At 42.8% G+C, this 23814-nt stretch carries 21 protein-coding genes; all 21 read left to right on the plus strand.

Annotation, left to right across the window (positions count from 1 at the left end):
* The first annotated feature begins 75 nt into the window (after window positions 1-75).
* The 21 genes from ACGTN9_RS03060 to lpdA all read left to right on the plus strand — a co-directional run bounded on the left by ACGTN9_RS03060 (window position 76) and on the right by lpdA (window position 23692).
* The gene (locus tag ACGTN9_RS03060; protein ID WP_499590384.1) at window positions 76-1572 is read left to right on the plus strand and encodes an outer membrane protein assembly factor BamB family protein; all 1497 of its coding nucleotides are present in this window, start codon (window positions 76-78) and stop codon (window positions 1570-1572) included.
* A gap of 298 nt (window positions 1573-1870) precedes the next feature.
* Window positions 1871-2875, plus strand: coding sequence for a M14 family metallopeptidase (locus ACGTN9_RS03065; RefSeq protein WP_499590386.1), 1005 nt, complete (start codon window positions 1871-1873; stop codon window positions 2873-2875).
* Between the two features lie 234 nt (window positions 2876-3109).
* Window positions 3110-4825, plus strand: a complete 1716-nt coding sequence (locus ACGTN9_RS03070) for a thiamine pyrophosphate-binding protein (protein ID WP_499590388.1) — start codon at window positions 3110-3112, stop codon at window positions 4823-4825.
* Between the two features lie 36 nt (window positions 4826-4861).
* Window positions 4862-5608 carry an SDR family oxidoreductase gene (locus ACGTN9_RS03075; protein ID WP_499590390.1) on the plus strand — a complete coding sequence of 249 codons (747 nt, stop codon included), beginning with the start codon at window positions 4862-4864 and terminating at the stop codon, window positions 5606-5608.
* 283 nt (window positions 5609-5891) lie between these two features.
* Window positions 5892-7064 (plus strand): iron-containing alcohol dehydrogenase, encoded by a 1173-nt coding sequence (locus tag ACGTN9_RS03080; protein ID WP_499590392.1) that lies wholly within the window; start codon window positions 5892-5894, stop codon window positions 7062-7064.
* A complete protein-coding gene (locus tag ACGTN9_RS03085; RefSeq protein ID WP_499590394.1) occupies window positions 7051-7809 on the plus strand; it encodes an SDR family NAD(P)-dependent oxidoreductase in 759 nt (252 codons plus the stop codon). Before ACGTN9_RS03080 ends, ACGTN9_RS03085 begins: the two co-directional genes overlap by 14 nt.
* 22 nt (window positions 7810-7831) lie before the next feature.
* Window positions 7832-9073 (plus strand): ABC transporter substrate-binding protein, encoded by a 1242-nt coding sequence (locus tag ACGTN9_RS03090; RefSeq protein ID WP_499590396.1) that lies wholly within the window; start codon window positions 7832-7834, stop codon window positions 9071-9073.
* Between the two features lie 19 nt (window positions 9074-9092).
* Window positions 9093-10319 (plus strand): ABC transporter substrate-binding protein, encoded by a 1227-nt coding sequence (locus tag ACGTN9_RS03095; protein WP_499590398.1) that lies wholly within the window; start codon window positions 9093-9095, stop codon window positions 10317-10319.
* Window positions 10320-10392: 73 nt separating this feature from the next.
* Window positions 10393-11277, plus strand: coding sequence for a branched-chain amino acid ABC transporter permease (locus ACGTN9_RS03100; protein WP_499590400.1), 885 nt, complete (start codon window positions 10393-10395; stop codon window positions 11275-11277).
* Window positions 11274-12281 (plus strand): branched-chain amino acid ABC transporter permease, encoded by a 1008-nt coding sequence (locus tag ACGTN9_RS03105; RefSeq protein ID WP_499590402.1) that lies wholly within the window; start codon window positions 11274-11276, stop codon window positions 12279-12281. The genes ACGTN9_RS03100 and ACGTN9_RS03105 overlap by 4 nt, the downstream gene beginning before the upstream one ends.
* Entirely contained in the window at window positions 12265-12987 is a 723-nt protein-coding gene (locus ACGTN9_RS03110) for an ABC transporter ATP-binding protein (protein ID WP_499590404.1), read from the plus strand. The genes ACGTN9_RS03105 and ACGTN9_RS03110 overlap by 17 nt, the downstream gene beginning before the upstream one ends.
* Window positions 12980-13684 carry an ABC transporter ATP-binding protein gene (locus tag ACGTN9_RS03115; RefSeq protein ID WP_499590406.1) on the plus strand — a complete coding sequence of 235 codons (705 nt, stop codon included), beginning with the start codon at window positions 12980-12982 and terminating at the stop codon, window positions 13682-13684. The genes ACGTN9_RS03110 and ACGTN9_RS03115 overlap by 8 nt, the downstream gene beginning before the upstream one ends.
* Window positions 13685-13692: 8 nt before the next feature.
* On the plus strand, window positions 13693-14721 hold the full coding sequence (locus ACGTN9_RS03120; protein ID WP_499590408.1) for a zinc-dependent alcohol dehydrogenase: 1029 nt from the start codon (window positions 13693-13695) through the stop codon (window positions 14719-14721).
* A gap of 14 nt (window positions 14722-14735) precedes the next feature.
* A complete protein-coding gene (gene nfsA / locus ACGTN9_RS03125; RefSeq protein WP_499590531.1) occupies window positions 14736-15473 on the plus strand; it encodes an oxygen-insensitive NADPH nitroreductase in 738 nt (245 codons plus the stop codon).
* Window positions 15474-15506: 33 nt separating this feature from the next.
* Window positions 15507-16280, plus strand: coding sequence for an acetoin reductase (locus ACGTN9_RS03130; RefSeq protein WP_499590410.1), 774 nt, complete (start codon window positions 15507-15509; stop codon window positions 16278-16280).
* A 20-nt stretch (window positions 16281-16300) separates the two neighbouring features.
* Entirely contained in the window at window positions 16301-17767 is a 1467-nt protein-coding gene (locus tag ACGTN9_RS03135) for an NAD-dependent succinate-semialdehyde dehydrogenase (RefSeq protein WP_499590412.1), read from the plus strand.
* 98 nt (window positions 17768-17865) lie between these two features.
* Window positions 17866-18900, plus strand: coding sequence for a zinc-dependent alcohol dehydrogenase (locus tag ACGTN9_RS03140; RefSeq protein ID WP_499590414.1), 1035 nt, complete (start codon window positions 17866-17868; stop codon window positions 18898-18900).
* 59 nt (window positions 18901-18959) lie between these two features.
* Window positions 18960-19949 (plus strand): thiamine pyrophosphate-dependent dehydrogenase E1 component subunit alpha, encoded by a 990-nt coding sequence (locus tag ACGTN9_RS03145; protein ID WP_499590416.1) that lies wholly within the window; start codon window positions 18960-18962, stop codon window positions 19947-19949.
* A gap of 27 nt (window positions 19950-19976) precedes the next feature.
* The gene (locus ACGTN9_RS03150; RefSeq protein WP_499590418.1) at window positions 19977-20963 is read left to right on the plus strand and encodes an alpha-ketoacid dehydrogenase subunit beta; all 987 of its coding nucleotides are present in this window, start codon (window positions 19977-19979) and stop codon (window positions 20961-20963) included.
* Window positions 20964-20978: 15 nt separating this feature from the next.
* Window positions 20979-22295, plus strand: a complete 1317-nt coding sequence (locus ACGTN9_RS03155) for a dihydrolipoamide acetyltransferase family protein (protein WP_499590420.1) — start codon at window positions 20979-20981, stop codon at window positions 22293-22295.
* Window positions 22296-22306: 11 nt separating this feature from the next.
* Complete coding sequence (gene lpdA, locus ACGTN9_RS03160; protein WP_499590422.1) at window positions 22307-23692, plus strand: dihydrolipoyl dehydrogenase; 1386 nt, start codon at window positions 22307-22309, stop codon at window positions 23690-23692.
* Window positions 23693-23814 lie beyond the last annotated feature (122 nt).

Genomic DNA, 23814 nt, shown 5'->3' on the forward strand with positions numbered 1-23814 from the left:
GTGCTATAATATGCACCGTACTTAGAAGTGTAAATATTTTGTCATTATATTTTTATGAATTAAGGAGTGAAAAGAATGCGAAAGATGAGGCAGAATGGATTATTGGCAGCCTTCCTGGCTATCTCATTACTTATAACACCCGTACAGGCAAGTGCTGCATTTGGTCCGGATGCATGGCATGAGTATCGTCTTAAGGACGATAAGAATGCGGTATACAATCAGGAAGGTGTAGAGCCACTGGAAGCAAAAACGTTTAAAACAGCAGATGAGGTTCGTGCTACACCAGTCGTGGCAGGTGACAAACTGTTTGTCGGCAACCACAATTCTGGTGATCTGTTTGCGTTTGATGTTAATAGTGGCGAAGAGCTGTGGCGAAGCAAGGCCCCTAACTGGATTCATTCCGAAATGATTTATAACGAAGGTACAGTGTTTGTTGGATTCGGTAACCGTTTCTTCCAGGGAGATGGTACCCGCGGAACTGAGGAAAGCGGTGTGTTAGCGTTAGATGCGGAAACCGGAGAAACAAAATGGAAATTTAATACCAAAGGCGAAGTGATGCCTACCCCAACCTTCAAAGATGGTTATGTGTATGCTGCTACAGGTGACGACCATCTTTATAAAATTGATGCCGAAACTGGTGAGTCAGACACAAAGGTGAACCTGGGCCACACAGTAAGTATGTCATCACCGAACATCGTTGGTGACCAGTTGTTCGTCGGGGGGAGCGGGCCATTGCCATATGCCTTCACTTCTGTTGATCTTACTACAGACAAAATCAAATGGCAGACTGAGTTTAAAAACGTTTATGCCGGACTGGATGATGTTCCGCCTGCGGTAGACCAAGGGATTGTCGTGACAACAGCTCTGGAAGAGGCAACCCCGATTCGCTTGAAGCAAGTATACGATCGGGATGGTGTTGTTGAAGTCTACAAAGAAGCTATCAAAGGTTTCTTTGGTGGAGGAGGCTTCATCAATGAACGTGAAAAGCATCCCAGACACAAGATTTACGCAATGGATGCAAAGACTGGTGAAGTAATTTGGGAAGATAGTCTTGGCATTGGTGAATTTGTAAAGAACAACAAGTCAGGTGCTCCCATCATCTACGAAGGCAAAATTTATGTAGGAAGTCCAATCACTAAAAAGTTTTATGCCTATGATTTGAAATCTGGCAAGCGGCTCTGGGAGTTCAACAACACGGTTATGAAAGCACCACCAGTAGCGGATGACGGAGTCGTTTACTTTTCTAATGCCAAAGGCTTTGTCCATGCAATGGATGCAGAAACGGGAGAAGAATTAGGACGAAAGAAACTTGGCGGTACATTGGCTCCTTCAGGTCCGATCATTATGAATGACACCTTAATTGTTGGAAGTCAGGACAGTAATGTGTATGCATTGCCGACCGAGGATATCAAAAATGCTTCTGACGAATTTAACGTGCCAGTGGCTAAAGAAAAAAGTCAAATCAGCTATTTCACATTTGTTTATGGTATTCCGATTTTGTTGTTCGCTTTACTAATAGCAGCACTAGTATTTGGAATCAGGAAAATCAAAAGAGTGAATACTGCCAGTTGAATAAATACCACACCTCGGAGCATCCAGATACTGGAGGCTCCGTTTTTTTGCGTTAACCGGTAATCAGGGGGATGCATATCTTAGTAATGGATAAGACTTCTATCGTCCTTTTTATACAGGATATGGATTAGCAAAGGTGAATACGGGCTGTTCCCTTAGTAGGAGAGGGATAGCTCGTTTTATTTATTTTATGTAACATTTTGTAATAGGGATGAAATGGGCAAATGTATGCGGTAGTTTAATAGATAACAAACATAGAAGTTTGTCGAATCATAAGACCAGGGAGGAATGAGAAAGTTTGGTTTACAAAAATCTGTTTATCAGTTTGTTCGCTTTTTTAATCGTTTTTTCTGGAGGTTTGGGAATTAAAGAAAACACCGCTTCGGCGTCACAAGTTGATTCGGACACTACTTATTCTTATGAAAGATTAACGAAGGACATCAAGGTATTGGCAGAACGTTATCCTGAAGCGATAACCTATAAGTCTATTGGAACTTCCCCATATGGCAGAGAACTATGGGCGGTGAAAGTGGGCAGTGGAGAGAAGAATATTCTAGTCAATGGATCCCATCATGCCAGGGAGTGGCTGACCTCGACACTTAACATGAAAATGGTAGAAGAATATGCGAAGGCTTATTCCAACAACACGACGATTAATGGCTTCCAGGTTCGAACGCTGCTCAACGATGTTGCCATCTGGTTCGTCCCCATGGTGAACCCAGATGGTGTGACCCTGCAGCAGCAAGGTTTAAATGCAATGCCGTCTTCTATTCATAATGATCTTATCAGAATGAATGACGGAATGAGGGATTTTACACGATGGAAGGCTAATGCTAAAGGGGAAGACTTGAACCGTCAGTACCCGGCAGACTGGGAAAACATCAAGTACAGCAGTGGCAAACCGTATTATAAGGACTTCAAAGGCTATTATCCAATGCAGGCTAAAGAAGCTCGTCATCTAGCAAGTTTCACGTATGAAACCGGACCTCGCTCAACGATTGCTTACCATTCCGCCGGAAGGGTAGTTTACTGGTATTTTAACCAGACAGATGACCACTATGACCGCGATAAGCGTGTAGCAGATAACATCAGCCTGATTACCGGCTATCAGCCAGTAAGCCCGCAGCCCAATCCATCAGGCGGCGGCTATACCGATTGGTTCGTTGATGAATTCAAGCGGGTAGGACTTACGATCGAAATCGGTGCTTATCCTGGACAACGTCATCTTCCGACCAGTGCTTTCGATCAAGCATGGAACAAAAACAAAATCGTGCCATTACGAATGGCAGAAAACGCTCGTTAAGAATAGATAGCTAAAGAACCCCGGGACATCCAGAAAATGGATGTCCCGGGGTTCCTTGCTTTTATTATTAATCTGTTTATCTATGTTCTTTTGCTGATGGGCTTTGGTTTTTTAACCTTGTTGGCATGATTATTGCATTAACTAAGAATAAAAATTTAAAAGGAGGTTGTTGGTTTAATAAGAATGCGAAAAATTTTAGTGTAAATTAAATTACTTATTTAAGGAGGAATGGCCATGCATTTAGGTGATGCTTTGGTGAACATGTATACACAGATGACTGTAGATACGGTATTTGGGTTGCCGGGGGGACAAAATCTTCCATTATATGATGGAATACACAATAGCGAGGGAAAAGTTAAACACATTTCGTTCCGATCCGAAAAAAGTGCAGCTTATGCAGCAGTTGCCTATGCACGATTAACTAATAAGATTGGCGTTTGTGATGCGACTGTAGGCCCAGGGTCGGCGGAGTTTACTTCTGCGCTGGGGGAGGCTTACAATTCCTCTACGCCTATATTTGCTTTGTTTAGTGACTTGCCACTTGATTGGGAGCACTTGCGTGATCGTGGGAATGCTGCGCAAGGAATGGATCAACTGGAAATGGTAAAACCTTTTACAAAATGGACAGCACGAATAACTAGCGCCAATTCCATGCCTGACTTGGTGCGTAATGCTTTTTTGAAGGCGGTTTCTGGAAGACCCGGACCTACGGTGCTTTCGGTTCATGAAGATGTATTCCAACAGGAATGGAAAGGAGAATTTCCTAAAATTCCTCAAGAATTAGGGGCTTTTCCTAGAAATCGTCCCATAGCGGATCGGCAATCTATCAAAAAGGCTGTCGAAATATTATCTATGGCTGAAAAACCAGTGATGATGGTTGGAGGTGGAGCTATGTTATCTAAGGCAGAGCAGGAAGTAACTGCTTTCGCAGAACATTTTTCTCTTCCAGTGTTACAAACCTTCACCGGCAGGGGAATTATTTCTGATGGCCATCCGATGTCTATAGGATTAGCAGGAGGTCTTGGAACCTTATCTGCCAAAAGGCTGGCAGAGGAGGCGGATGTTGTATTTTTGGTAGGCTTTAAATCAGGACAGAACTCTACATTTTACTGGGAGATCCCATCAACGAATCAAACAGTGATTCATTTAGATATCGATGAAACAGAAATCGGCCGAGTGTTTAATACGGAAGTTGGCCTAGTAGGGGATGCGAAGTATACGATAAAAGAAATGCTTGAGATTGCACAGAAGATAGAGAAATCCCCGCAATATCCAGTGCGCCTTAAATGGATCCAGACTGCAAAACAGGGCTGGGAAGATTTTGTTTCAAATGAGTTGGAAAGCAATAACCTTAATGAGCTGAAACCACAGCAGGTCATGAATACTTTAAACCGGGTGGTGGCACCCGAAGATATACTTGTTTGTGATGCCAGCTTTTCCAGTGGCTGGGGTGGTGTTTATTTCAAACATCAAGTGGCAGGAAGGAAACTTCTGACGCCTCGTGGATTAGCTGGGTTAGGTTTTGGAGTACCGGCCGCAATTGGAGCTTCTGCAGCTATGGAGAACGGTGAAGTATATCTGTTAGCTGGAGATGGCGGCTTTGGTTATACCATAGGTGAACTTGCCACATTACATGCGTATGGGTTGAAAGTAACCATGATCGTACTTGATAACAAAAACTGGGGATGGATGGAATGGCTGAATAAATTGAATTATCAAAAGGAATATTTCGACCTCCCTGCGATTGATTTTGCCAGGATATCAGAAGGGTTCGGTTTACATGGATACAGGGCCAGGAACCAAAAAGAGTTGACAGAAGCGCTCTCGCTTGCGAAAGAATCCGATATTTCATCCGTTATTCATGTAAATACACCACTTTGGGAAACACCTATCCTCGGCTTTAAAGAAGCTATCGCTAAAAAGCAAAATGAACCGGTCAAATATATGTGAGTTTGCCAATTGTTAACCGAAAGGGAGGGGGAATAAATGAATCATCAACTAGCGGTAGTGACGGGAGCCGCGCGTGGAATAGGGAAAGGGATTGCTGAAGTGCTTGCACACCATCATATACATGTCGTGATGGTAGATAAGGATGAATCCTTAGTTAAAAAAGCCAGTAATGAAATAGGTTCCTATACATCAGCTTATTGTTGTGATGTTTCTATCTTCGAATCTATTAATACTATGGTCTATGAAGTGAAGCAGAAATATGGCCGAATAGATATATTAGTAAATAACGCTGGTATTTCCCCAAAAAGAAACGGCGTAAAAGTTCCAATATATGAAATGGATCCCTCTGAGTGGCAACAGGTGATAGACGTTAACTTGACAGGTACATTTAATTGTACGAGAGCAATTGCTCCCTATATGATGGATAGAAACTATGGGAGGATTATCAACATGTCCTCAATTGCGGCGAAAAGCTTTATTTCTGTTTCAGGCGGGCATTACGCATCAACGAAAGCAGGTATCATTGGGTTTACAAAGGCAGCTGCAGGAGAGTTGGCTCCATATGGCATTACTGTGAACGCACTTGCACCGGGACGTATACAAACTGAAATGATGGATGAAGTAGATACAGATTCAAATAATCTCATTCTTTCTCAAATTGCTTCTGGAAAATTTGGAAAAGCAGAGGATGTCGGTGCTGCTGTCGAATTTCTGGCTAGTGAAAAAGCCAACTATATCACAGGTACGGTATTAAATATCGATGGCGGTTGGGTCATGGCCTAATAACAACAGAAGATGATTATAAAGGTTAATCAGTTTAGCTGGTTAACCTTTTTTATTCGGGAAGCAACGACAATATCATTCGAATAAAAGTAAACACTTGGTAAATAGTGTGTAATTTTTACACACCGCTATTTATTAAAAATGCCTAGTCAGAAGGATTAGTTTTTTTAATTACTTACAATATTCGAAATTTTCCACATTTAAAAAGTTGGCATACTTATTGCATGGATATAAAAGTAGAAGTTTCTTTTTAAAAAAATTCCATAAAAAGGAGGATAATAGCATGAATGATTTTGGATTCTTTAAAAATCCAACACAAATAACGTACGGAAGACAAGCAGTTGATCAGCTTGGCACGATTCTGGCTGAACAAGACTTTAAGAATGTGCTCATTATTACAGATGCAGGGATTGTAAAAACGGGGTTAGTGGATCAGGTGACAGAACAACTAAGCAATCTTCATTATACCATCTATGATGAAACTCAACCGAACCCTACAATATCCAATTGTAACGATGCCTTAAACCTGCTTAAGCAGGTGCATGCCGATGTGATTATCGCCATGGGTGGTGGAAGTTCCATTGACGTGGCTAAAGCAGTGAGTGTGTTAGCGACCAATGATGGATCAATTGTCGACTATGAAGGAATTGGAAAGTACACCAATGAAACATTGCCCCTTATTGCCATACCAACTACAGCAGGCACAGCCAGTGAGGTTACAACGTTTACGGTTATTACTGATGAAGAAAGAGAGTACAAGCTGACGGTTGGCGGAGTTGGGATTGCTCCGAATTGGGCGTTGGTTGACCCGGAAGTGACTAAGTCATTGCCAGCAAACATTACAGCTGCTACAGGTCTGGATGCTTTAGTCCATGCACTGGAATCCTATACATCTAAAATGGCAAGCCCAATATCGAAAGCGCTTGCAAGAGAAGCAATACGAAAAATAAGTGCAAACCTCAGGCAGGCTGTGTACAACGGAGACAACATGAATGCCAGAGATAATATGCTAATGGGGAGTCTGCTTGCTGGGCTGGCCTTCAATAATACAAGATTAGGAAATTGTCATGCACTTAGTCATCCTGTAAGTGCCATCTACGGTGTTCCCCATGGAGTTGCAAATTCGATATTGATACCACACGTTATGGAATTTAACGCATTGGCGGTTCCAGAGTTATTTAGTGATATCGCCGAAGATATGGGAGAGAACCTGGAAGGGTTGACACTCATGGAAAGAGCGGATGCAGCGGTGACAGCTGTGAAGAAACTATCAAAAGATATTGGCATCCCTGGTAATCTGGCAGAGTTTGATGTGGATCATTCCCGGTTGGATCAAATGGCCAATGATGCTTTGTTAAGTGGGAACATCGCTGTCAATCCAAGGAAAACGTCTTATGAAGATGTGATTGATATTTACAAAAGTTCAATTGGAGGTGCAAAAGTTGAAGCAATTTAACCTTACTGGCAAGACCGCACTCGTAACAGGTGGTGGTCGAGGAATCGGAAAATCCATTGCCTTAGCTCTGGCAGAAGCTGGAGCGAATGTAGCAGTTACCAGTCGAACCGAATCTGAATTAAAGCAGGTTAAAGAAGAAGTCGAAGAGTTTTCCAGGAAAGCTTATTATTCCGTGGTTGATATACGTGAGAAGGAATCCATTGAATATTTTGTGGAAGAGGTGGTTGAACAGGAAGGGAAAATCGATATTCTGGTAAATTGCGCTGGTACAAATAAACGGCTGCCTTTTTTGGAGATAACGGAGGAAGATTGGAACTTCATCATGGACATTAATTTGAAAAGTGTCTTATTTGTTGCCCAGTCTGTCATTCCACACATGCAGAAACAACAATACGGAAAGATCATCAATATTGCTTCCTTAACGAGCGAACTTGGTTTTAAAAATATGACTACATATGGAGCCAGTAAAGGAGGAGTATCCCAAATTACAAAAGCATTGTCTACGGAGTTCGCGGAGGATGGTATTGTGACAAATGCCATTGGACCAGGCTACTTTAAAACCGAGATGACCAAGTCCGTATTTGATGACGAAAAAAGGGTGGAATGGATGAAATCCCGTATCCCGCTAAAGCGGACCGGTAACGTGGAGGATTTGCAAGGAGCGGCCGTGTTTTTGGCATCGGAAGCTTCTGACTATATAACCGGTCAAACCATATATGTCGATGGTGGATGGCTAAGTTCTTAATGAAAAAAGTGGAGGGGATTTTATGAAAAGGCTTGCAAGTTTAGTGCTGATTGTCTGTTTATTTGTTTTAACTGCTTGCGGCTCGAATAGTGCGAGCGGAGGTGAGACTGATTCGGATACGTTAAAGGTTGGAGCATTGTTCCCGATGTCTGGAAATTTAGCCCTTTTAGGAGAAGAAAGCTTTCGAGGTGTTGAATTAGCCGTCGAAGAAGCCAACAAAAATGGTGGGATTGCTGGCGGAAAGAAGCTTGAATTGGTAACAGGAGATGCCGTCGATGCCGATGCAGCCCAGGCAGAAGCCAATCGATTGATCAATCAAAAAGGAATAGAGACGATAGTCGGTTCTTATTCCAGTTCTATTTCTTTTGCGGCAAGTGAAGTTGCTGAAAGAAACGGTGTCTTATATTGGGAGTTTGGTGCGGTAGCAGATAATATCACCGATCGAAAATACAATTATGTATTACGTACCAACCCCCCGGCATCCTATTTATCAAAAGTCCACATTCAATTCATTAAAGAAGTTGTTGCTGACAAGCTTGGGAAAGATTTAGAGGATGTGAAAGTAGCCATTGCTCATGAAGATTCTTCCTATGGAACAACGATTGCAGAGGAAGCGAAGAGATTAGGGGAAGAGGAAGGAGTAAATATCGTTACCACTCAGCCGTATAGTGCAGGAACCAATGATCTAAGTTCGGTCATATTAAACCTGAAAGAAGTTGATCCGGATGTATTAATTGGGGTTTCCTACCTGAACGATGCTGTTTTACTAGAAAGACAAAGCGAGGAATTAGGGCTGGATGTTCCGGTTTTCATCGGCTCCGGAGGCGGACATGACATGTTGGATTTCATTGAGGCGGCAGGTGAAAATGCAGATGGAACGTTTAATGTAGCATTTCCTCAATATAACTTTAACGATGAATTTACACCTGGCTTAAAAGAATTTGTCGACCTTTACAAAGAAAAATACGGCGAAGCACCAAGGTCCGGTCACTCTTTAGTTGATTATATGGGAATGAAGGTTTTAATCGATGTTCTTGATGAAGTCGGAGAAACAGATCCAGATAAATTAAAAGAAGCAGCTTTAAAGTATACAGCTGAAGCTGGTACGACTGCCACCGGATGGGGCGTAGAGTTTGATCCGGAAACAGGTCAAAACTTAAGGAGCAGGCCATATGTACAACAATGGAGGGATGGAGAACTTGTCGCTGTTTGGCCGCAGGAAGTAGCTGTTGAGGAACCGTTATTCAATCTTGAAGGTAACTAAAAAAGGAGGGCTTAAAGTAATGAAAAAAATTACTAGTGTCTTAATGATAGCATTTCTCTTGATATTAACCGCTTGTGGATCCAGCGCAAGTGGAGGGGGGTCAGATTCAGATACCTTAAAGGTCGGTGCATTGTTCCCTTTATCCGGTGATTTAGCACTCTTGGGAGAAGAGAGTTTTCGAGGGGTTAAGTTGGCTGTCGAACAGGCGAACAAAAATGGAGGTGTCGCTGGAGGGAAGAAAATTGAACTGGTTCAAGGAGATGCCGTAGACGCTGATGCTGCACAAGCAGAAGCCAACCGGCTCATTAATCAAAAAGGTATTAATACGATTGTTGGTTCATATTCCAGCTCTATCTCCTTTGCGGCAAGTGAAGTAGCAGAAAGAAATGGAGTATTATATTGGGAACTTGGGGCAGTATCTGATTCTATCACCGACCGTAAATATGAATATGTGTTACGTACCAATCCACCAGCGTCCTACTTCTCGGAAGTACATGTGAATTTTATTAAAGAAGTGGTTGCAGACAAACTAGGCAAAGACCTTTCGGATGTGCGGGTAGCGATTGCCCATGAAGATTCAGCATATGGTTCAACGATTGCTGAGGAGGCTAAGAAAATAGCTAAAGAAGAGGGAATCAACATTGTAACATCCCAGCCATATAGTGCAGGAACTAATGATTTAAGTTCCGTCGTCTTGAATATCAAAGAAAGCAATCCAGATGTATTGATCGCTGTTTCTTATATGAACGATGCGATTTTGCTGGAAAGACAAGGTGAGGAATTAGGGTTAGAAGTACCTGTATTTATTGGATCAGGTGGAGGTCATACGATGGCAGACTTCCAAGATGCTGTTGGGGAAAATGCAAATGGCATTTTGAACATTGATTTCCCTCAATATAATATCAATCGGGAATACACACCGGGAATGGATGAGTTTTTGAAGCTTTATAAAGAAAAGTATGGAGAAGAGCCTAGGTCCGGCCACTCATTAGCTAACTATATGGGGATGAAATCGGTCCTTGAAGTCATTGATGAGGTTGGCGAAATAGATCCAGATAAATTAAAAGAAGCTGCCCTGAATTATACGGTTGAGCCTGGTACTACAGCTACTGGATGGGGAGTGGAGTTCAATCCGGATAATGGACAAAACGTAAAAAGTGAGCCTTATGTCCATCAATGGGTTGATGGAGAACTGATTACAGTGTGGCCAGAAAAAGTAGCCGTCGAAGAACCACAAATTAAATAGGACGAAACGAAAATTATCAAGGGGAGCCATCTCTCCTCTTGATAAAGATATTAAAATCAACGGGGTGTATATTATGACGCTTTTGCAAACGCTTATTTCCGGCCTGTTATTAGGAGGTATTTATGCCTTAATCAGCATGGGACTGAATTTGATTTTAGGGGTTGTACGAATCATTAACTTTGCTCATGGAGAATTATTAATGATTGCCATGTACCTCAGTTTTCTTTTTTACGCCACTATGGGACTGGATCCTTATATATCAGCCATTTTAGTAATCGGTTGCCTGTTCTTGCTAGGGGTGATTATCCAACGGATTATGATTCAGCCAATATTAGATACACCAGCTTCAACGAAGATATTCGCAACACTTGGACTGTCTATAGCGCTTCAAAATCTTGCATTAATGGTGTTAAGCGCTGATCACTTTACGGTACAGACCAGCTATCAATCAAGTGTTATTCAACTTGGCAGCCTGGCCATCAGTATTCCTAGATTAGCAGCTTTTGGGGTGGCTATTCTAGTAGCTACAGGCTTGTACCTGTTCCTGCAACGGACAATGACTGGAAAGGCAATCCGTGCCGTTGCCATGCAAAAACAAGCAGCCTATTTAATGGGGGTAAACGTAAAAAGGATATACTTATTAGCTTTTGGTATTGGTTCTGCGCTGGTTGGGCTGGCAGGGGCCATGCTGATGCCGATTTACTCCGTTTATCCGACGATAGGAACTTCCTTTGTACTCATTGCCTTTGTTGTTGTCGTTTTGGGTGGAATGGGAAGTATGTTTGGTGCATTCTATGGCGGATTAATTATTGGCCTGGTAGAGGCATTGGCCGGAGTATTAGTTTCTCCTGGGCTAAAAGAAGCCGTTTACTTTGTTATTTTCATCTTAGTGTTGCTACTCCGTCCTTCAGGCATCTTTAGCCTTGGGAAGGGCGCAGAGGAGGTTGGTCTGAAATGATGTCGATACTCGGAAAAAATAAGTACCTGCTTCTTTTAGGGGTTGTGGCTTTACTATTACCATTGGGTGTTAATAATAACTTTCACTTGAATATTTTGATATTACTCTTTTTATTTGCAGCCCTTGCCAGTGCCTGGAATATTCTCGGAGGATATGGCGGGCAGCTATCACTGGGACATGCCATCTTCTTCGGTTTAGGTGCCTATACTTCTTCCCTGCTGTATTTAAATTTCCAACTGTCCCCATGGCTCGGCTTTTTCATTGCTGCTGCCCTGTCCATTGCTGTAGGGGTATTGATCGGTTGGCCTACATTCCGCTTAAAAGGGCCGTATTTTACTTTGGCAACCATAGCCTTTGCAGAAGTTATCCGACATATCACCTTGTTTTGGAGAGATCTGACCAATGGAGCTTCAGGGGTCAATATCCGTTTTGATCCCAATTTTGCCAATCTGATTTTCAGGGAGTACAGCTCCTATTATTATCTTGCATTTGTGCTGTTCCTGATCAGTTTAGCTGTGGTGATTTGGGTAGATAAAACAAAAATCGGTTACTATTTGAAAGCCATTCGTGAAGATGAAGATAGTGCAGAAACGTTAGGGATTAATGTAACGAAATATAAAATGCTCGCAATGATTTTAAGTGCAGGGTTGACTGGTGTGGCGGGTGTCATATATGCCCAATACATGTTGTTCTTTGAACCGAATTCTGTTTTTAATTTGAACTTTTCCATCGAAATTGCTCTGATCGCTATCATCGGAGGGATGGGAACGATTTATGGACCGCTTCTTGGTGCATGTATCATCATTCCGCTGAATGAAATATTACGTGCTTCTTTTCCGGAATTAAGTGGAATGAACTACTTCGCTTACGGAATTATCCTTGTATTGATCGTTTCCTTTATGCCAAATGGTTTATTACCTATTTTGAAAAAGATACCAGGTAAATTAAAAGCGAAGAAAAAGACGGCTGTAAAGGAGGAAGAAAATTTTGATTATACAGGTTAAGGACGTTTCCAAACATTTTGGTGGTCTAAAAGCAGTGAATAACGTGAATTTTGATGTCAACTCACAAGAAATTGTCGGAATCATCGGGCCGAATGGTGCTGGAAAAACTACGCTCTTCAACCTGATATCTGGCTCACTGCCTGTGACGTCTGGTTCGGTTTTATTTAAAGGGGATGACATTACGAGTCAAAAGCCATATGTCATTTGTAAAAAAGGAATCGGCAGAACGTATCAGGTGGTCAAACCCTTCGGCAATATTTCTGTCTTAGAAAATGTGATGGTGGGGGCTTTTAACAAAGTAAAGAGTGCAAAGGAAGCGAGGGCTTACAGCTTAGAAATATTAAACAGGGTTGGTTTGTATAAAAAGAAAGATTTGGTCGGTAACAGCCTGACCATTGCAGATAAGAAAAGGCTGGAAGTAGCCAAAGCGCTAGCAACACAACCGGAAGTTCTGTTACTGGACGAAGTAATGGCGGGATTAAACCCGACCGAAGTGAAAGAAATGCTCCCGATTATCAAAAGCCTGAGAGAGAGAGGAACGACCATTTTACTCATTGAACACATCATGGAAGTAGTCATGAATGTATGTGATCGCATTGTAGTGGTCCACCATGGGGAAAAAATCGCAGAAGGCACTCCCGATGAAATTGCAAATAATGACGAAGTGATAACGGCTTATTTAGGGGAGGAATTAAACCTTGCTTAAACTACAAAATGTTGATTTGTTTTATGGTGAAATACAAGCTTTATGGGACCTTTCCTTTGAAGTGGAAGAAGGTGAAATTGCCGCCTTACTGGGAGCTAATGCAGCAGGGAAATCAAGCACGATAAACGCTATTTCTGGATTAGAACGTCCATCGAGGGGGAGTATCTCTTTTTTAGGAAAGGAAATACAGCACAAAGATCCCCATGAAATAGTCGAAGAGGGTATCATTCAAGTTCCTGAAGGAAGAAAACTATTCAATTACATGTCCATCCAGGAAAATTTGGAACTGGGAGCCTACTCCAAACGGGCGAAGAAAGATTATAAAAAGAACTTAGGAATGGTATATGATCTATTTCCTGTCCTGGAAGAACGGAAAAAACAATTCGCAGGAGATATGAGTGGCGGCCAACAGCAAATGTGTGCCATCGCTCGAGGACTGATGGCCAATCCAAAATTGCTGATCATCGATGAGCTCTCCTTAGGATTAGCACCGATATTGGTTCAGAAGCTACTGAAGACACTTCTGGAAATAAAAGAAACCGGAATTACGATTCTACTAGTGGAGCAAAATGTCCAACATTCTTTAAAAATTTCCAATAAAGCATTTGTGTTGGAAAATGGAAGGTTGGCACTGAGCGGAAACGCGAAAGATCTTGCTAATGATTCACATCTAAAGAAAGCCTATCTAGGAATGTAGGTGGATAGATGTTAGCAGCAGTCAAAACGGAACAAAAACAGGAAATTGTTTTGCAAGAGCAACCAATACCACACTTAAAAGAGGGAGAAGTGCTTGTCCAGGTGGATTACTGTGGGGTTTGTGGTAGTGATCTTCATGCGTTTCATCATGCAAGAGGGTACGAGTTCGTCCCGAAACCAATTATTTTAGGACATGAAATTTCCGGCAAAGTAATCGAAACATATGATTCTTCACTCAACCACTTAAAAGGAAAGAACGTCATCGTTGAGTCTATGCACTACTGTAATAAATGTGAAAATTGTCGGAAGGGCCGGAAATCTATTTGTGAACGGAACCAGGTGATCGGGCTCCATTTTGACGGGGGGATGGCAGAATTTGTGAAGACAAACGCAAGTTTTATTAGAGAATATCCAGAAGACTTATCATCCCAAATCGCCGCTCTTAGCGAGCCAATGTCCATTGCTGTTCATGCCGTAGAAAAGGCCGGTGATATTAACGAGAACCACACTGTGCTTATCCAAGGCCCAGGGATTATAGGTTTTTGTGTCAGTTTAGTCTGCATTCAAAAAAGGGCGAAAGTTATTTTATCCGGCTTGGAGAAAGATTATGACAATCGCTTATCCAAATGTTCCGTGTTTGGCATTACTCTACATGTAGCAGAAACGGGATTGCTGGATGAAAAGGCTGATGTAGTGTTTGAATGTTCTGGTGCCAATGCTGCAGTCCAGGCAGGTTGGAAGCATTTGAAAAAAGGCGGGAGAGCGGTATTTGTCGCTTTATATGGACAAGAGACTTCGATTTACTTAACCGAATTGGTACGAAACGAATGGCCGCTAATCACAAGTTATGGATGCGACCCGAAGGATTATGAACGTGCTTTTACCTTATTAAAAACATATGAAGGTCTGTTGCTCGAGCACGTTGTAACTCTATATTCACTTTCAGAAGTTGATCAGGCATTTAAATCTGGTTCTAATCAAACTGTGCTTAAGCCAGTGCTTGCGATAAATCAGGATAGAGGGGAGATGACAATTTGACTTTGGACGAAAAGTTGAGTCATACATTGGATCTATTACAGAGTCATACATCGGTCAGGAAATATAAGAAGGAAGCGATACCACCTGAGACGTTAAAAGAACTATTATATTCGGCGCAACATGCAGCGACATCCAACTTTGTTCAAGCCTATTCTGTGGTTCATATAACGGATGAAAAGAAGAAAGAAGCAATCGCCACATTGTCCAAAAATCAACCACAAATCCATTCAGCCCCTGTTACATTGTTATTTTGCGTTGATATGAAACGGCTGGAATATGCGTGTCAAAAGCAAGGAGTACAAATTCAGCATGACACGGTTGAAAACTTTATCGTTTCCGTAGTGGACACGGCATTATTTGCACAAAGTTTCGTGGTAGCAGCAGAATCACAAGGTTATGGCATTTGTTATATCGGCGGGGTTCGTAACAACCCGGAAGAAATCAGTAAGGTAGTAAATTTACCTGATAAGACATTTCCGCTTTTTGGTATGACTGTCGGGGTGCCAGATGAAACTCAATTGGTGAAACCACGGCTTCCGGTTGAAGCGATTCTTCATGAGAACAGCTATGATGAAGAAAAATACCCTTCCATATTAGAAGACTACGATGTGCTGTTAGCAGATTACTATAAAACGCGTCTAAGCAATAACAAAGATACCAACTGGTCCAATACGATGAGTGCCTTTTTGGCTGATAAACGGAGAGAACATATGAAGGGTTTTCTCGCCTCAAAAGGATTTAACCTGGAGTGATCGATTGTTGATCAAAAACATGGGGGTGAGAACATGAGTGATAGGAAGGTTGCCATTGTTACCGGGGCTGGAGGAGGCATTGGCCGGGCGATTGCCTTAAGGCTTGCTCAGGATGACATGACTGTCGTAGTGAGTGATATCAATGAGGGAGCTGCCCAGGAAGTGGCCCACGAAATACAGGCATTGGGGAAAGAGAGTGTATCTTTCCTGGCGAATGTTAGTGATAAAGAGCAGGTTTTCCATCTGGTAGACAAGGTGGTAGATCGGTATGGACGTCTCGATGTCATGGTTGCTAATGCTGGAATCGTGCAAGTCAAACCGTTCATTGAAATCTCAGAAAAGGACATGGAGAGCATTTTCCGAGTCAATGTATTTGGGACACTTTATTGTATGCAGGCAGCTGCCAAACAGATGATTAAGCAACAATCTGGCAAAATCATTACAGCAAGCAGTACAGCAGGAAAACGAGGCATCGAATTTCTTGGTCATTATGCGGCAACAAAGTTTTCGGTGATCGGGTTGACCCAAACCGCTGCCAAAGAACTGGCTCGCTATGGAATTACCGTCAATGCCTATTGTCCAGGAGTAGTCGGTACAAATATGTGGAAAGAAATCGATCAAAGAATGAGCGAATACTTAAATGTTCCTGTTGGAGAGACCTTACAGAAGCGGATTGATAATATTCCGCTAGGGAGGGTAGAGGAGCCGGCCGATGTCGCAAAATTTGTATCCTATTTGGCATCTGAAGATTCCAACTATATGACTGGACAGGCTGTCATGATCGATGGCGGAATCGTATTTTCATAAATAACAAGGAGGAGATAGACATGAATAAAACAGTAGAAACTTTCACCCTATTAGACATAGAAGATATTAAGTTATTTGTAGGTGGGGAGTGGGTGTCTGCAAGTTCTAATGGTTCTTTTTCATTGCAGAACCCTTCCACTGGAGAGATAGTCGCCACTATTCCTCGTGGCGGGAAAACAGAAGCGCGGAATGCCATTGAAGCTGCAGACAGGGCTTTTTCCAGCTGGTCGAAATTAACCGCAAATAACCGGGCAGGCTATTTGTTGAAACTTAGGGATCTCATGCTTGATAACGAAGAAGAACTAGCGGCCATTATGAGTATGGAAATGGGGAAAGCCTACACGGAAGCTGTAGGAGAAGTGACCTATGCTGCCAACTTCCTATCGTGGTATGCCGAGGAAGGACGTCGTGTATACGGAGAGACGATTCCGGCTTCAGCTCCAAACAAACGATTGACTGTAATTAAACAACCAGTCGGTGTAATAGCAGCCATCACACCCTGGAACTTTCCATTGGCTATGATGACCAGAAAGCTTGGTCCGGCACTGGCAGCTGGATGCACCGGAGTAGTGAAGCCTGCCAGCCAGTCCCCATTATCCGCTCTTGCTTTTGCAAAATTAGCAGAAAAAGCAGGAATACCAAAAGGAGTTGTCAATGTTGTGGCTGGTGCCACAGAGGAAATATCGAATGAAATCTTTGACAATCCAATTGTAAAAAAAGTGTCCTTTACCGGCTCAACAGAAGTAGGCAGGACTCTTGTAGAAAAGTCGGCTCCGCAATTGAAAAAACTATCCTTAGAATTAGGCGGACATGCGCCATTCATCGTGTTTGAAGATGCAGATTTAGAGAAGGCAGCAGAAGGCGCTGTGGCAAGTAAGTTCAGGAATGCCGGCCAGACATGTATTTGTGCCAACCGTATCTATGTACACGAAAACGTTAAGGATGACTTCGCAAAATTATTTGTAGAAAAAGTAAAAGCATTGAAGGTTGGAAATAGTCTGGATTCTACGGTTCAAATCGGTCCATTGGTCAATGAAGGCGGCCTTCAAAAGGTTGTGGAACATGTAGAAGATGCCAAGCAAAAGGGTGCGGTCGTCTTACAAGGAGGAAATAAACAAGAAACAGAAAAAGGATATTTCTTTGAACCGACCGTGCTCGAAAATGCCCATAAAGACATGCTCATTATGAGAGAGGAAACATTCGGGCCAGTAGCCCCAATCACCACTTTCTCTAATGATGAAGAGGTCATTTTAGAAGCGAATGATACGGAGTATGGGTTGGCTGCTTATCTATATACCTCAAACATCCAGAGAGCTGTGAACATATCTGAATCATTGAATTTTGGGGTGATTGGGCTGAATGACGCCATGCCTGGTGTCCCACAAGCTCCGTTTGGCGGTATGAACCACAGTGGTTACGGCCGTGAAGGGGGCCATCAAGGAATCAGGGACTACCTGGAAGAAAAGTTCATCTCTTTAGGGCTATAAATTAGCTTAACAAACAGGCGATACCATCCTTTCGGGTGGTATCCCATGCATTATCATTCATTTATTGTATAAAGTTTACAAGGATTTGGGGGAATGACATGAAGGCACTCATTAAAACAAAGTCGGGATTTGGGAACATGGAATTACTCGACATACCAGAGCCTGTCTGTGATGCAACGGGGATAAAAATAAAAGTACATTATACGGGTATATGTGGTACGGACTTACACATCTATCATGATTCCTACCAAAATTCCCCTCCGGTAGTGGTTGGCCATGAATTTTCAGGTGAAGTTGTGGAATCTGGCAAAAACGTGAAGGGCATCCATCCGGGGGATCATGTGATGGTCCTTCCATCAATTGCATGGACCTGTAACAATTGTTCCTACTGTAAACGAGGTTATTATATGTTCTGTCCCGAGCGGAGGAGTATTGGCAGTGGGATGAATGGTAGCTTTACCGATTATGTCATCGTGAACGAAGACATGGTATATAAAATACCACCAAACCTTTCCCTGCAGGAAGCAGCTCTCGCGGAGCCACTTGCCTGTGCGGTGCAGGCTGTTGAAGAGCTTACCGATATTCATGCAGGCGACTGGGTACTGTTGTCCGGCCCAGGTCCCATTGGACTGATCTGTCTAAGTTTGCTGGTTGCAAAAGGATGCAATGTGATTGTAACAGGGACAACACAAGATGAAATACGGTTACAGATTGCAAGAGAACTAGGTGCACATACGGTGATGGATGTATTTTCTAAGGATGTCAATCAAGTGGTAGATGTTGAAACATCGGGACAGGGAGTAGATGTTGTCCTCGAGTGTTCAGGTGCGCCATCTGCTGTCAACACAGGTCTGGGCGCTTTGAAGAAAATGGGGAAATATGTACAGGTAGGTATTATCGGAAGTGAAGTAGAGATGGATATGGATACACTGCTTTACAAACAAATTCAATTGTATGGATCCTATGCCCACTCCATCAAAACATGGGAGAAAGTCCAAAAACTTCTTTCATCGAATACGGTGAATCTGAAGCCGATTATTACCGATGTACTTCCATTAAGTGAGTGGGAACGGGCCTTTGATATCTGTGAAGCCAAAGAGTGTGGAAAGGTTTTATTGTACTATGACGGTTAATTAACAGTTCTATAGCAATCTGGTGTTTGGATGATTTGTATGAAGGAGGTCTTTAAGAAATGGAATCAACTTATCAGAAGGATGTACAGGACATCGGAAAAGAAAAATTAGTAGATTTGTTATATCAGATGGTTTTGATTCGCGAATTTGAAGAAGCTGTCAGTGGACTATTCATGCAGGGGAAAATTCATGGAACGATGCATTTATGTGTCGGTCAGGAGCCCACAGCTGTTGGGGCGTGTGCAGTATTGACGGATGAAGACAAAATTACTAGCACACACCGTGGTCATGGTCATTGTATTGCCAAAGGCACAGATGTCAATCGGATGATGGCAGAGCTATTAGGGAAAGAGACAGGACATTGTAAAGGGAAAGGCGGTTCAATGCATATTGCCGATTTGGATAAAGGGAATCTGGGTGCTAATGGGATCGTTGGTGGAGGTTTGCCGATTGCATGCGGGGCAGCTTTCACATCTGTGAAGAAAGATCTGGGCCAAGCCGTTGTTTGTTTCTTTGGGGACGGAGCAACCAACGAGGGCAGTTTTCATGAATCGTTGAATATTGCATCCATTTGGAACCTTCCAGTCATTTTCTTCTGTGAAAATAATAAGTACGGCATGTCCGGAAAGATTTCCGATATGACCAATATTGAAAAACTATCCGACCGGGCTGCTGCTTACGGCATACCCGGGGAAACCATTGATGGTACAGATGTATTGAAAATACTGGAGACCACACAAAAAGCAGTGGAGCGTGCGAAGAAAGGAGAGGGCCCGACATTGATTGAAGCGGAAACCTATCGATGGAAGGGTCACTCAAGAAGTGATGCAAGAAAGTATCGTACCAGAGAAGAAGAACAAGAGTGGATGACCAACAAGGATGGGATCAAAAATTTCAAAGAAAGACTGTTACAAGATAGCATCATTACCGAACAAGAATACGAGGAGATGAAGGAGAAAGTCAATAAGGAAATAGAAGCGGCGATCGAATATGCAGAGAATAGTCCTGATGCTTCGTTAGATTCTTTAGAAGAAGATGTCTATGCATAAAAGAAAGGTCATTTGGGAGGGAAATGTATGCGTGAAATCACCTATGCAGATGCGTTAAGAGAAGCGATGGTCATAGAAATGAAAAATAATGAAGATGTCTATATTCTTGGGGAAGACATCGGAATTTATGGCGGGGCTTTTGGTGTAACGAATGGGATGGTCGAAGAATTGGGAGCAGAAAAGGTCTATAACACCCCGATTTCCGAAGCAGCCATCAGTGGTGTTGCAGTAGGTTCTGCCCTTACAGGGATGCGTCCGATTTTGGAATTGCAATTTTCGGATTTCATTACCATAGCTATGGACCAAATTGTAAATCAAGCAGCAAAATTGCGATATATGAACGGTGGGAAAGGGCACATTCCGATGGTGCTTCGCACACCCGCTGGCTCTGGTGCTGGATTTGCTGCCCAACATTCACAGAGCCTGGAGGCTTGGACAGCCCATATCCCAGGATTGAAGGTGGTTCAACCATCCACTCCATACGATGCAAAAGGGTTATTAAAAGCAGCAATGGATGATGATAATCCAGTTATTTTCTATGAACATAAACTCTTATATGGTCAAAAAGGGGAAGTGCCAGAAGAAGCCTATAGCATTCCGCTGGGAAAAGCGGATGTGAAGCGGGAAGGAACGGATGTGACCCTCGTAGCAACCTCTGTCATGGTCGAAAGAGCCCTGCAAGCAGCAGAAGAACTGCAAAAAGAAGGACTGAGTGTCGAAGTGATAGACCCTCGCACCTTGGTTCCATTAGATAAAGCAACTATCATCGAATCGGTAAAGAAGACCGGTCGAGCCGTCGTTGTTTATGAAGCTGTACAGCGAGGAGGGTATGGAGCAGAAATTGCCAGTATCATCAATGAAAGCGAAGCGTTTGATTACCTGGATGCGCCTGTCACAAGATTAGGGGGGAAAGAAGTACCGATACCGTATAACCCGACCCTTGAAAAACATGCTGTACCGCAAACCAACGATATTAAGAAGGCAATCCAATCTGTATGCGCGACACTTGTATAAAGGGAGGTGAAGAAAATGGCAGTTGATGTTCAAATGCCCAAAATGGGGGCAACGATGGAAACAGGAAAAATTATAGCATGGCTTAAAGAAGAAGGCGATCCAATCGAAAATGGAGAGCCAATTCTTGAAATCATGACCGATAAAATTAATATCGAGGTGGAAGCATCCGCCTCTGGTATATTGCTTCGGAAACTATACGAAGAAGATACCGATGTACCTGTTTTAAAAACAATCGCTTATATCGGAGAACCTGGAGAAGAGATCCCTGAACCGAAGAATGAGGCATCCAGTGAAGAAAAGGAACCAGTAGAAGTTGTGAACGAAAAAGATGGAAAAGAAGAGGCTGATATAGACAGTAATTCAAACGTCAAGCATCTGACGATGACGAAGCCACGCCGGACTCCTGCTGCCCGGAAGCTCGCGGAAAGCCATCAAATCGACCTTCAGCAAGTACAAGGATCTGGACCGAATGGCCGTATTCATGTGAAGGATGTCGAAGCATATATGCAACATCAGAAAAAATCTACATCGTTAGCTGAGCGAGTGGCTGCCAGTCATGGCTTGCACACTTCCGAAATCCAGACATATTCGGATACTGACAAAGTGAAAAAAGAAGATGTTTTGCAAGCAATGTCCCGACCAGTCGATACATCAGTCGATTATGACGGACTACGTAAATCGGTTGGTGAAAATATGCAGCAAAGCACCCAGACAGCTCCGCATGTCACCTTAACTACTCAAGTAGATATGACGGAAGCAATCAATTTGAGAAAACAGTTAATCGATAAAATTCAAAAAAATACAGGATACCGGTTATCTTATACGGAAATTATCGTAAAGTCGGTCGCTCGAACGTTGGCGTCTCATCCAATGATCAACGCTTCCCTGCAAGGTGAACGAATTGATGTTCATTCGTCGGTGAATATCGGTCTAGCGGTGGCCATTCCAAATGGACTGGTTGTACCAGTCATCAAACATGCGAACAAAAAAGGACTAGCTTCTCTAACAGAAGAAAGCAAAAGATTGGCTCGACGCGCCCGAGACAATCAATTAACACCGGATGATATGACTGGAGGGACATTCACGATCAGCAATTTAGGTATGTATGCTGTAGATTCATTCACTCCGATTATTAACCCTGGTCAATCAGCAATTTTGGGTGTCGGGCGTATTCGAGAAGAAGTGGTAAGTGTGGATGGAAATGTGGAGACGCGACCACAATTGACCTTAAGCTTGTCTTTTGACCATAGAGTGGTTGATGGGGCACCAGCTGCTCACTTTCTAACTGATTTGAAGGAAACACTAGAAACCCCATACGAATTAATCATGTGAGGTGTTGGACGATGAAGAATTATGATGTAGCAGTAGTCGGTGGGGGGCCTGGTGGGTATATTGCAGCGGAAGAGGCAGCAAAGTACGGCAATTCTGTTGCGATTATCGAAAACAACCACCTTGGAGGAACTTGTTTGAATACTGGGTGTATCCCGTCCAAAACACTCCTCCGCCATTCTGAAGTCATCGAATTGATGAAAAAAGCAAAGCAATGGGGAATCGAGTACGAAAACCTGTCCATATCATTAGAAAAAATGCTTCGCCGCAAAAATAAAGTAATCGAAAATTTACGTGCGGGGGTGGCATCGTTACTGAACCAAGTACAAGTAGATGTATATAACGGTACCGCCACAGTTCAACAAGATAACCGTATCTCAATTGATAAGAAGGAAGAGATACGCGCAAATAAAATCATCATTGCCACCGGTTCCAAACCGTTTATACCGCCAATCCAGGGAGTAGAACATACTAATGTACATACCACGGATACGATTTTTGACATCGAACGTGTTCCTGATTCTTTAGTTATTATAGGCGGAGGGGTTATTGGTGTGGAAATCGCTTGTGTTTTCTCCAGCCTGAACGTAGACGTGACGATCATTGAAATGACGGACCGACTGATTGCTGGAGAAGATGAAGACGCTGCCGAACAAATTAGAAAAACATTGGAACAGACACATGTGAATATCCATACTTCTTCACAAGTGGAAGAAGTTGCAGAAAAACCAAATGGAAAAATCGTTCACGTGACGACAGAAAATGGAGAATTACTTGCCATTGAAGCGGATGAACTATTGTTCGCTTCCGGACGGAAACCGAATCTGTCTGCCGTCTCGAAACTTCATTTGCAAATGAATGGTCCCTTTATTGCTGTAAATAAACAAATGCAGACAAGCAGACCGAACATTTATGCTGTTGGTGACGTGGTTGGAGGCTGGCAGCTTGCCCATGTGGCCAGTGCAGAAGGAGTAGTTGCAGCAGCGAATGCGAGTCATGAAGCAAGAGAAATCGATTATACCGTCGTTCCGAGGTGTATATATTCTCTTCCGGAGATAGCAAGTGTCGGCTTATCGGAGAAAGAGGCAAAGGAGAAGGGGCATGAAGTCCGCACTGAGACATTTCCATTGCAGAGGAATGGAAAAGCGTTTGCCATGGACGAACGAACAGGCTTTATCAAATTAATTGCAGGTGAAGCATTTAATGAAATTTTAGGAATAGTTATGGTTGGTCCACACGTAACAGAAATGATATCTGAAGCCTCTGCGTTCATCGCTTTAGAAGGCACGGTATCTGAATTAGCGTCCATGATACATCCACATCCCACATTATCTGAAGGAATATGGGAAGTAGCACGATCATGGCTTGCGAACAAGCAAAGCCCGGTAATGACTCTATAAACGAAAATAGGTACAAAATAGGATTGAATGCCGATATGGTATTCAATCTTTGCCATTTAAAGAATTCGAAATATTTGTTATTATATAAATATTGTTAAAACTTATGCGAAAAATTGGAAAAG

It is taken from the genome of Halobacillus sp. B23F22_5 (genome assembly GCF_043497085.1).
In the GTDB taxonomy this organism is placed as follows: Bacteria; Bacillota; Bacilli; order Bacillales; family Halobacillaceae; genus Thalassobacillus.

Bases quoted from the DNA above. Each gene is read 5' to 3' on its own strand.
- ACGTN9_RS03060 (WP_499590384.1), top strand. From the start codon at position 76: ATGCGAAAGATGAGGCAGAATGGATTATTGGCAGCCTTCCTGGCTATC.
- ACGTN9_RS03070 (WP_499590388.1), top strand. From the start codon at position 3,110: ATGCATTTAGGTGATGCTTTGGTGAACATGTATACACAGATGACTGTA.
- ACGTN9_RS03075 (WP_499590390.1), top strand. From the start codon at position 4,862: ATGAATCATCAACTAGCGGTAGTGACGGGAGCCGCGCGTGGAATAGGG.
- ACGTN9_RS03080 (WP_499590392.1), top strand. From the start codon at position 5,892: ATGAATGATTTTGGATTCTTTAAAAATCCAACACAAATAACGTACGGA.
- ACGTN9_RS03090 (WP_499590396.1), top strand. From the start codon at position 7,832: ATGAAAAGGCTTGCAAGTTTAGTGCTGATTGTCTGTTTATTTGTTTTA.
- ACGTN9_RS03095 (WP_499590398.1), top strand. From the start codon at position 9,093: ATGAAAAAAATTACTAGTGTCTTAATGATAGCATTTCTCTTGATATTA.
- ACGTN9_RS03100 (WP_499590400.1), top strand. From the start codon at position 10,393: ATGACGCTTTTGCAAACGCTTATTTCCGGCCTGTTATTAGGAGGTATT.
- ACGTN9_RS03105 (WP_499590402.1), top strand. From the start codon at position 11,274: ATGATGTCGATACTCGGAAAAAATAAGTACCTGCTTCTTTTAGGGGTT.
- ACGTN9_RS03120 (WP_499590408.1), top strand. From the start codon at position 13,693: ATGTTAGCAGCAGTCAAAACGGAACAAAAACAGGAAATTGTTTTGCAA.
- ACGTN9_RS03130 (WP_499590410.1), top strand. From the start codon at position 15,507: ATGAGTGATAGGAAGGTTGCCATTGTTACCGGGGCTGGAGGAGGCATT.
- ACGTN9_RS03135 (WP_499590412.1), top strand. From the start codon at position 16,301: ATGAATAAAACAGTAGAAACTTTCACCCTATTAGACATAGAAGATATT.
- ACGTN9_RS03140 (WP_499590414.1), top strand. From the start codon at position 17,866: ATGAAGGCACTCATTAAAACAAAGTCGGGATTTGGGAACATGGAATTA.
- ACGTN9_RS03145 (WP_499590416.1), top strand. From the start codon at position 18,960: ATGGAATCAACTTATCAGAAGGATGTACAGGACATCGGAAAAGAAAAA.
- ACGTN9_RS03150 (WP_499590418.1), top strand. From the start codon at position 19,977: ATGCGTGAAATCACCTATGCAGATGCGTTAAGAGAAGCGATGGTCATA.
- ACGTN9_RS03155 (WP_499590420.1), top strand. From the start codon at position 20,979: ATGGCAGTTGATGTTCAAATGCCCAAAATGGGGGCAACGATGGAAACA.
- lpdA (WP_499590422.1), top strand. From the start codon at position 22,307: ATGAAGAATTATGATGTAGCAGTAGTCGGTGGGGGGCCTGGTGGGTAT.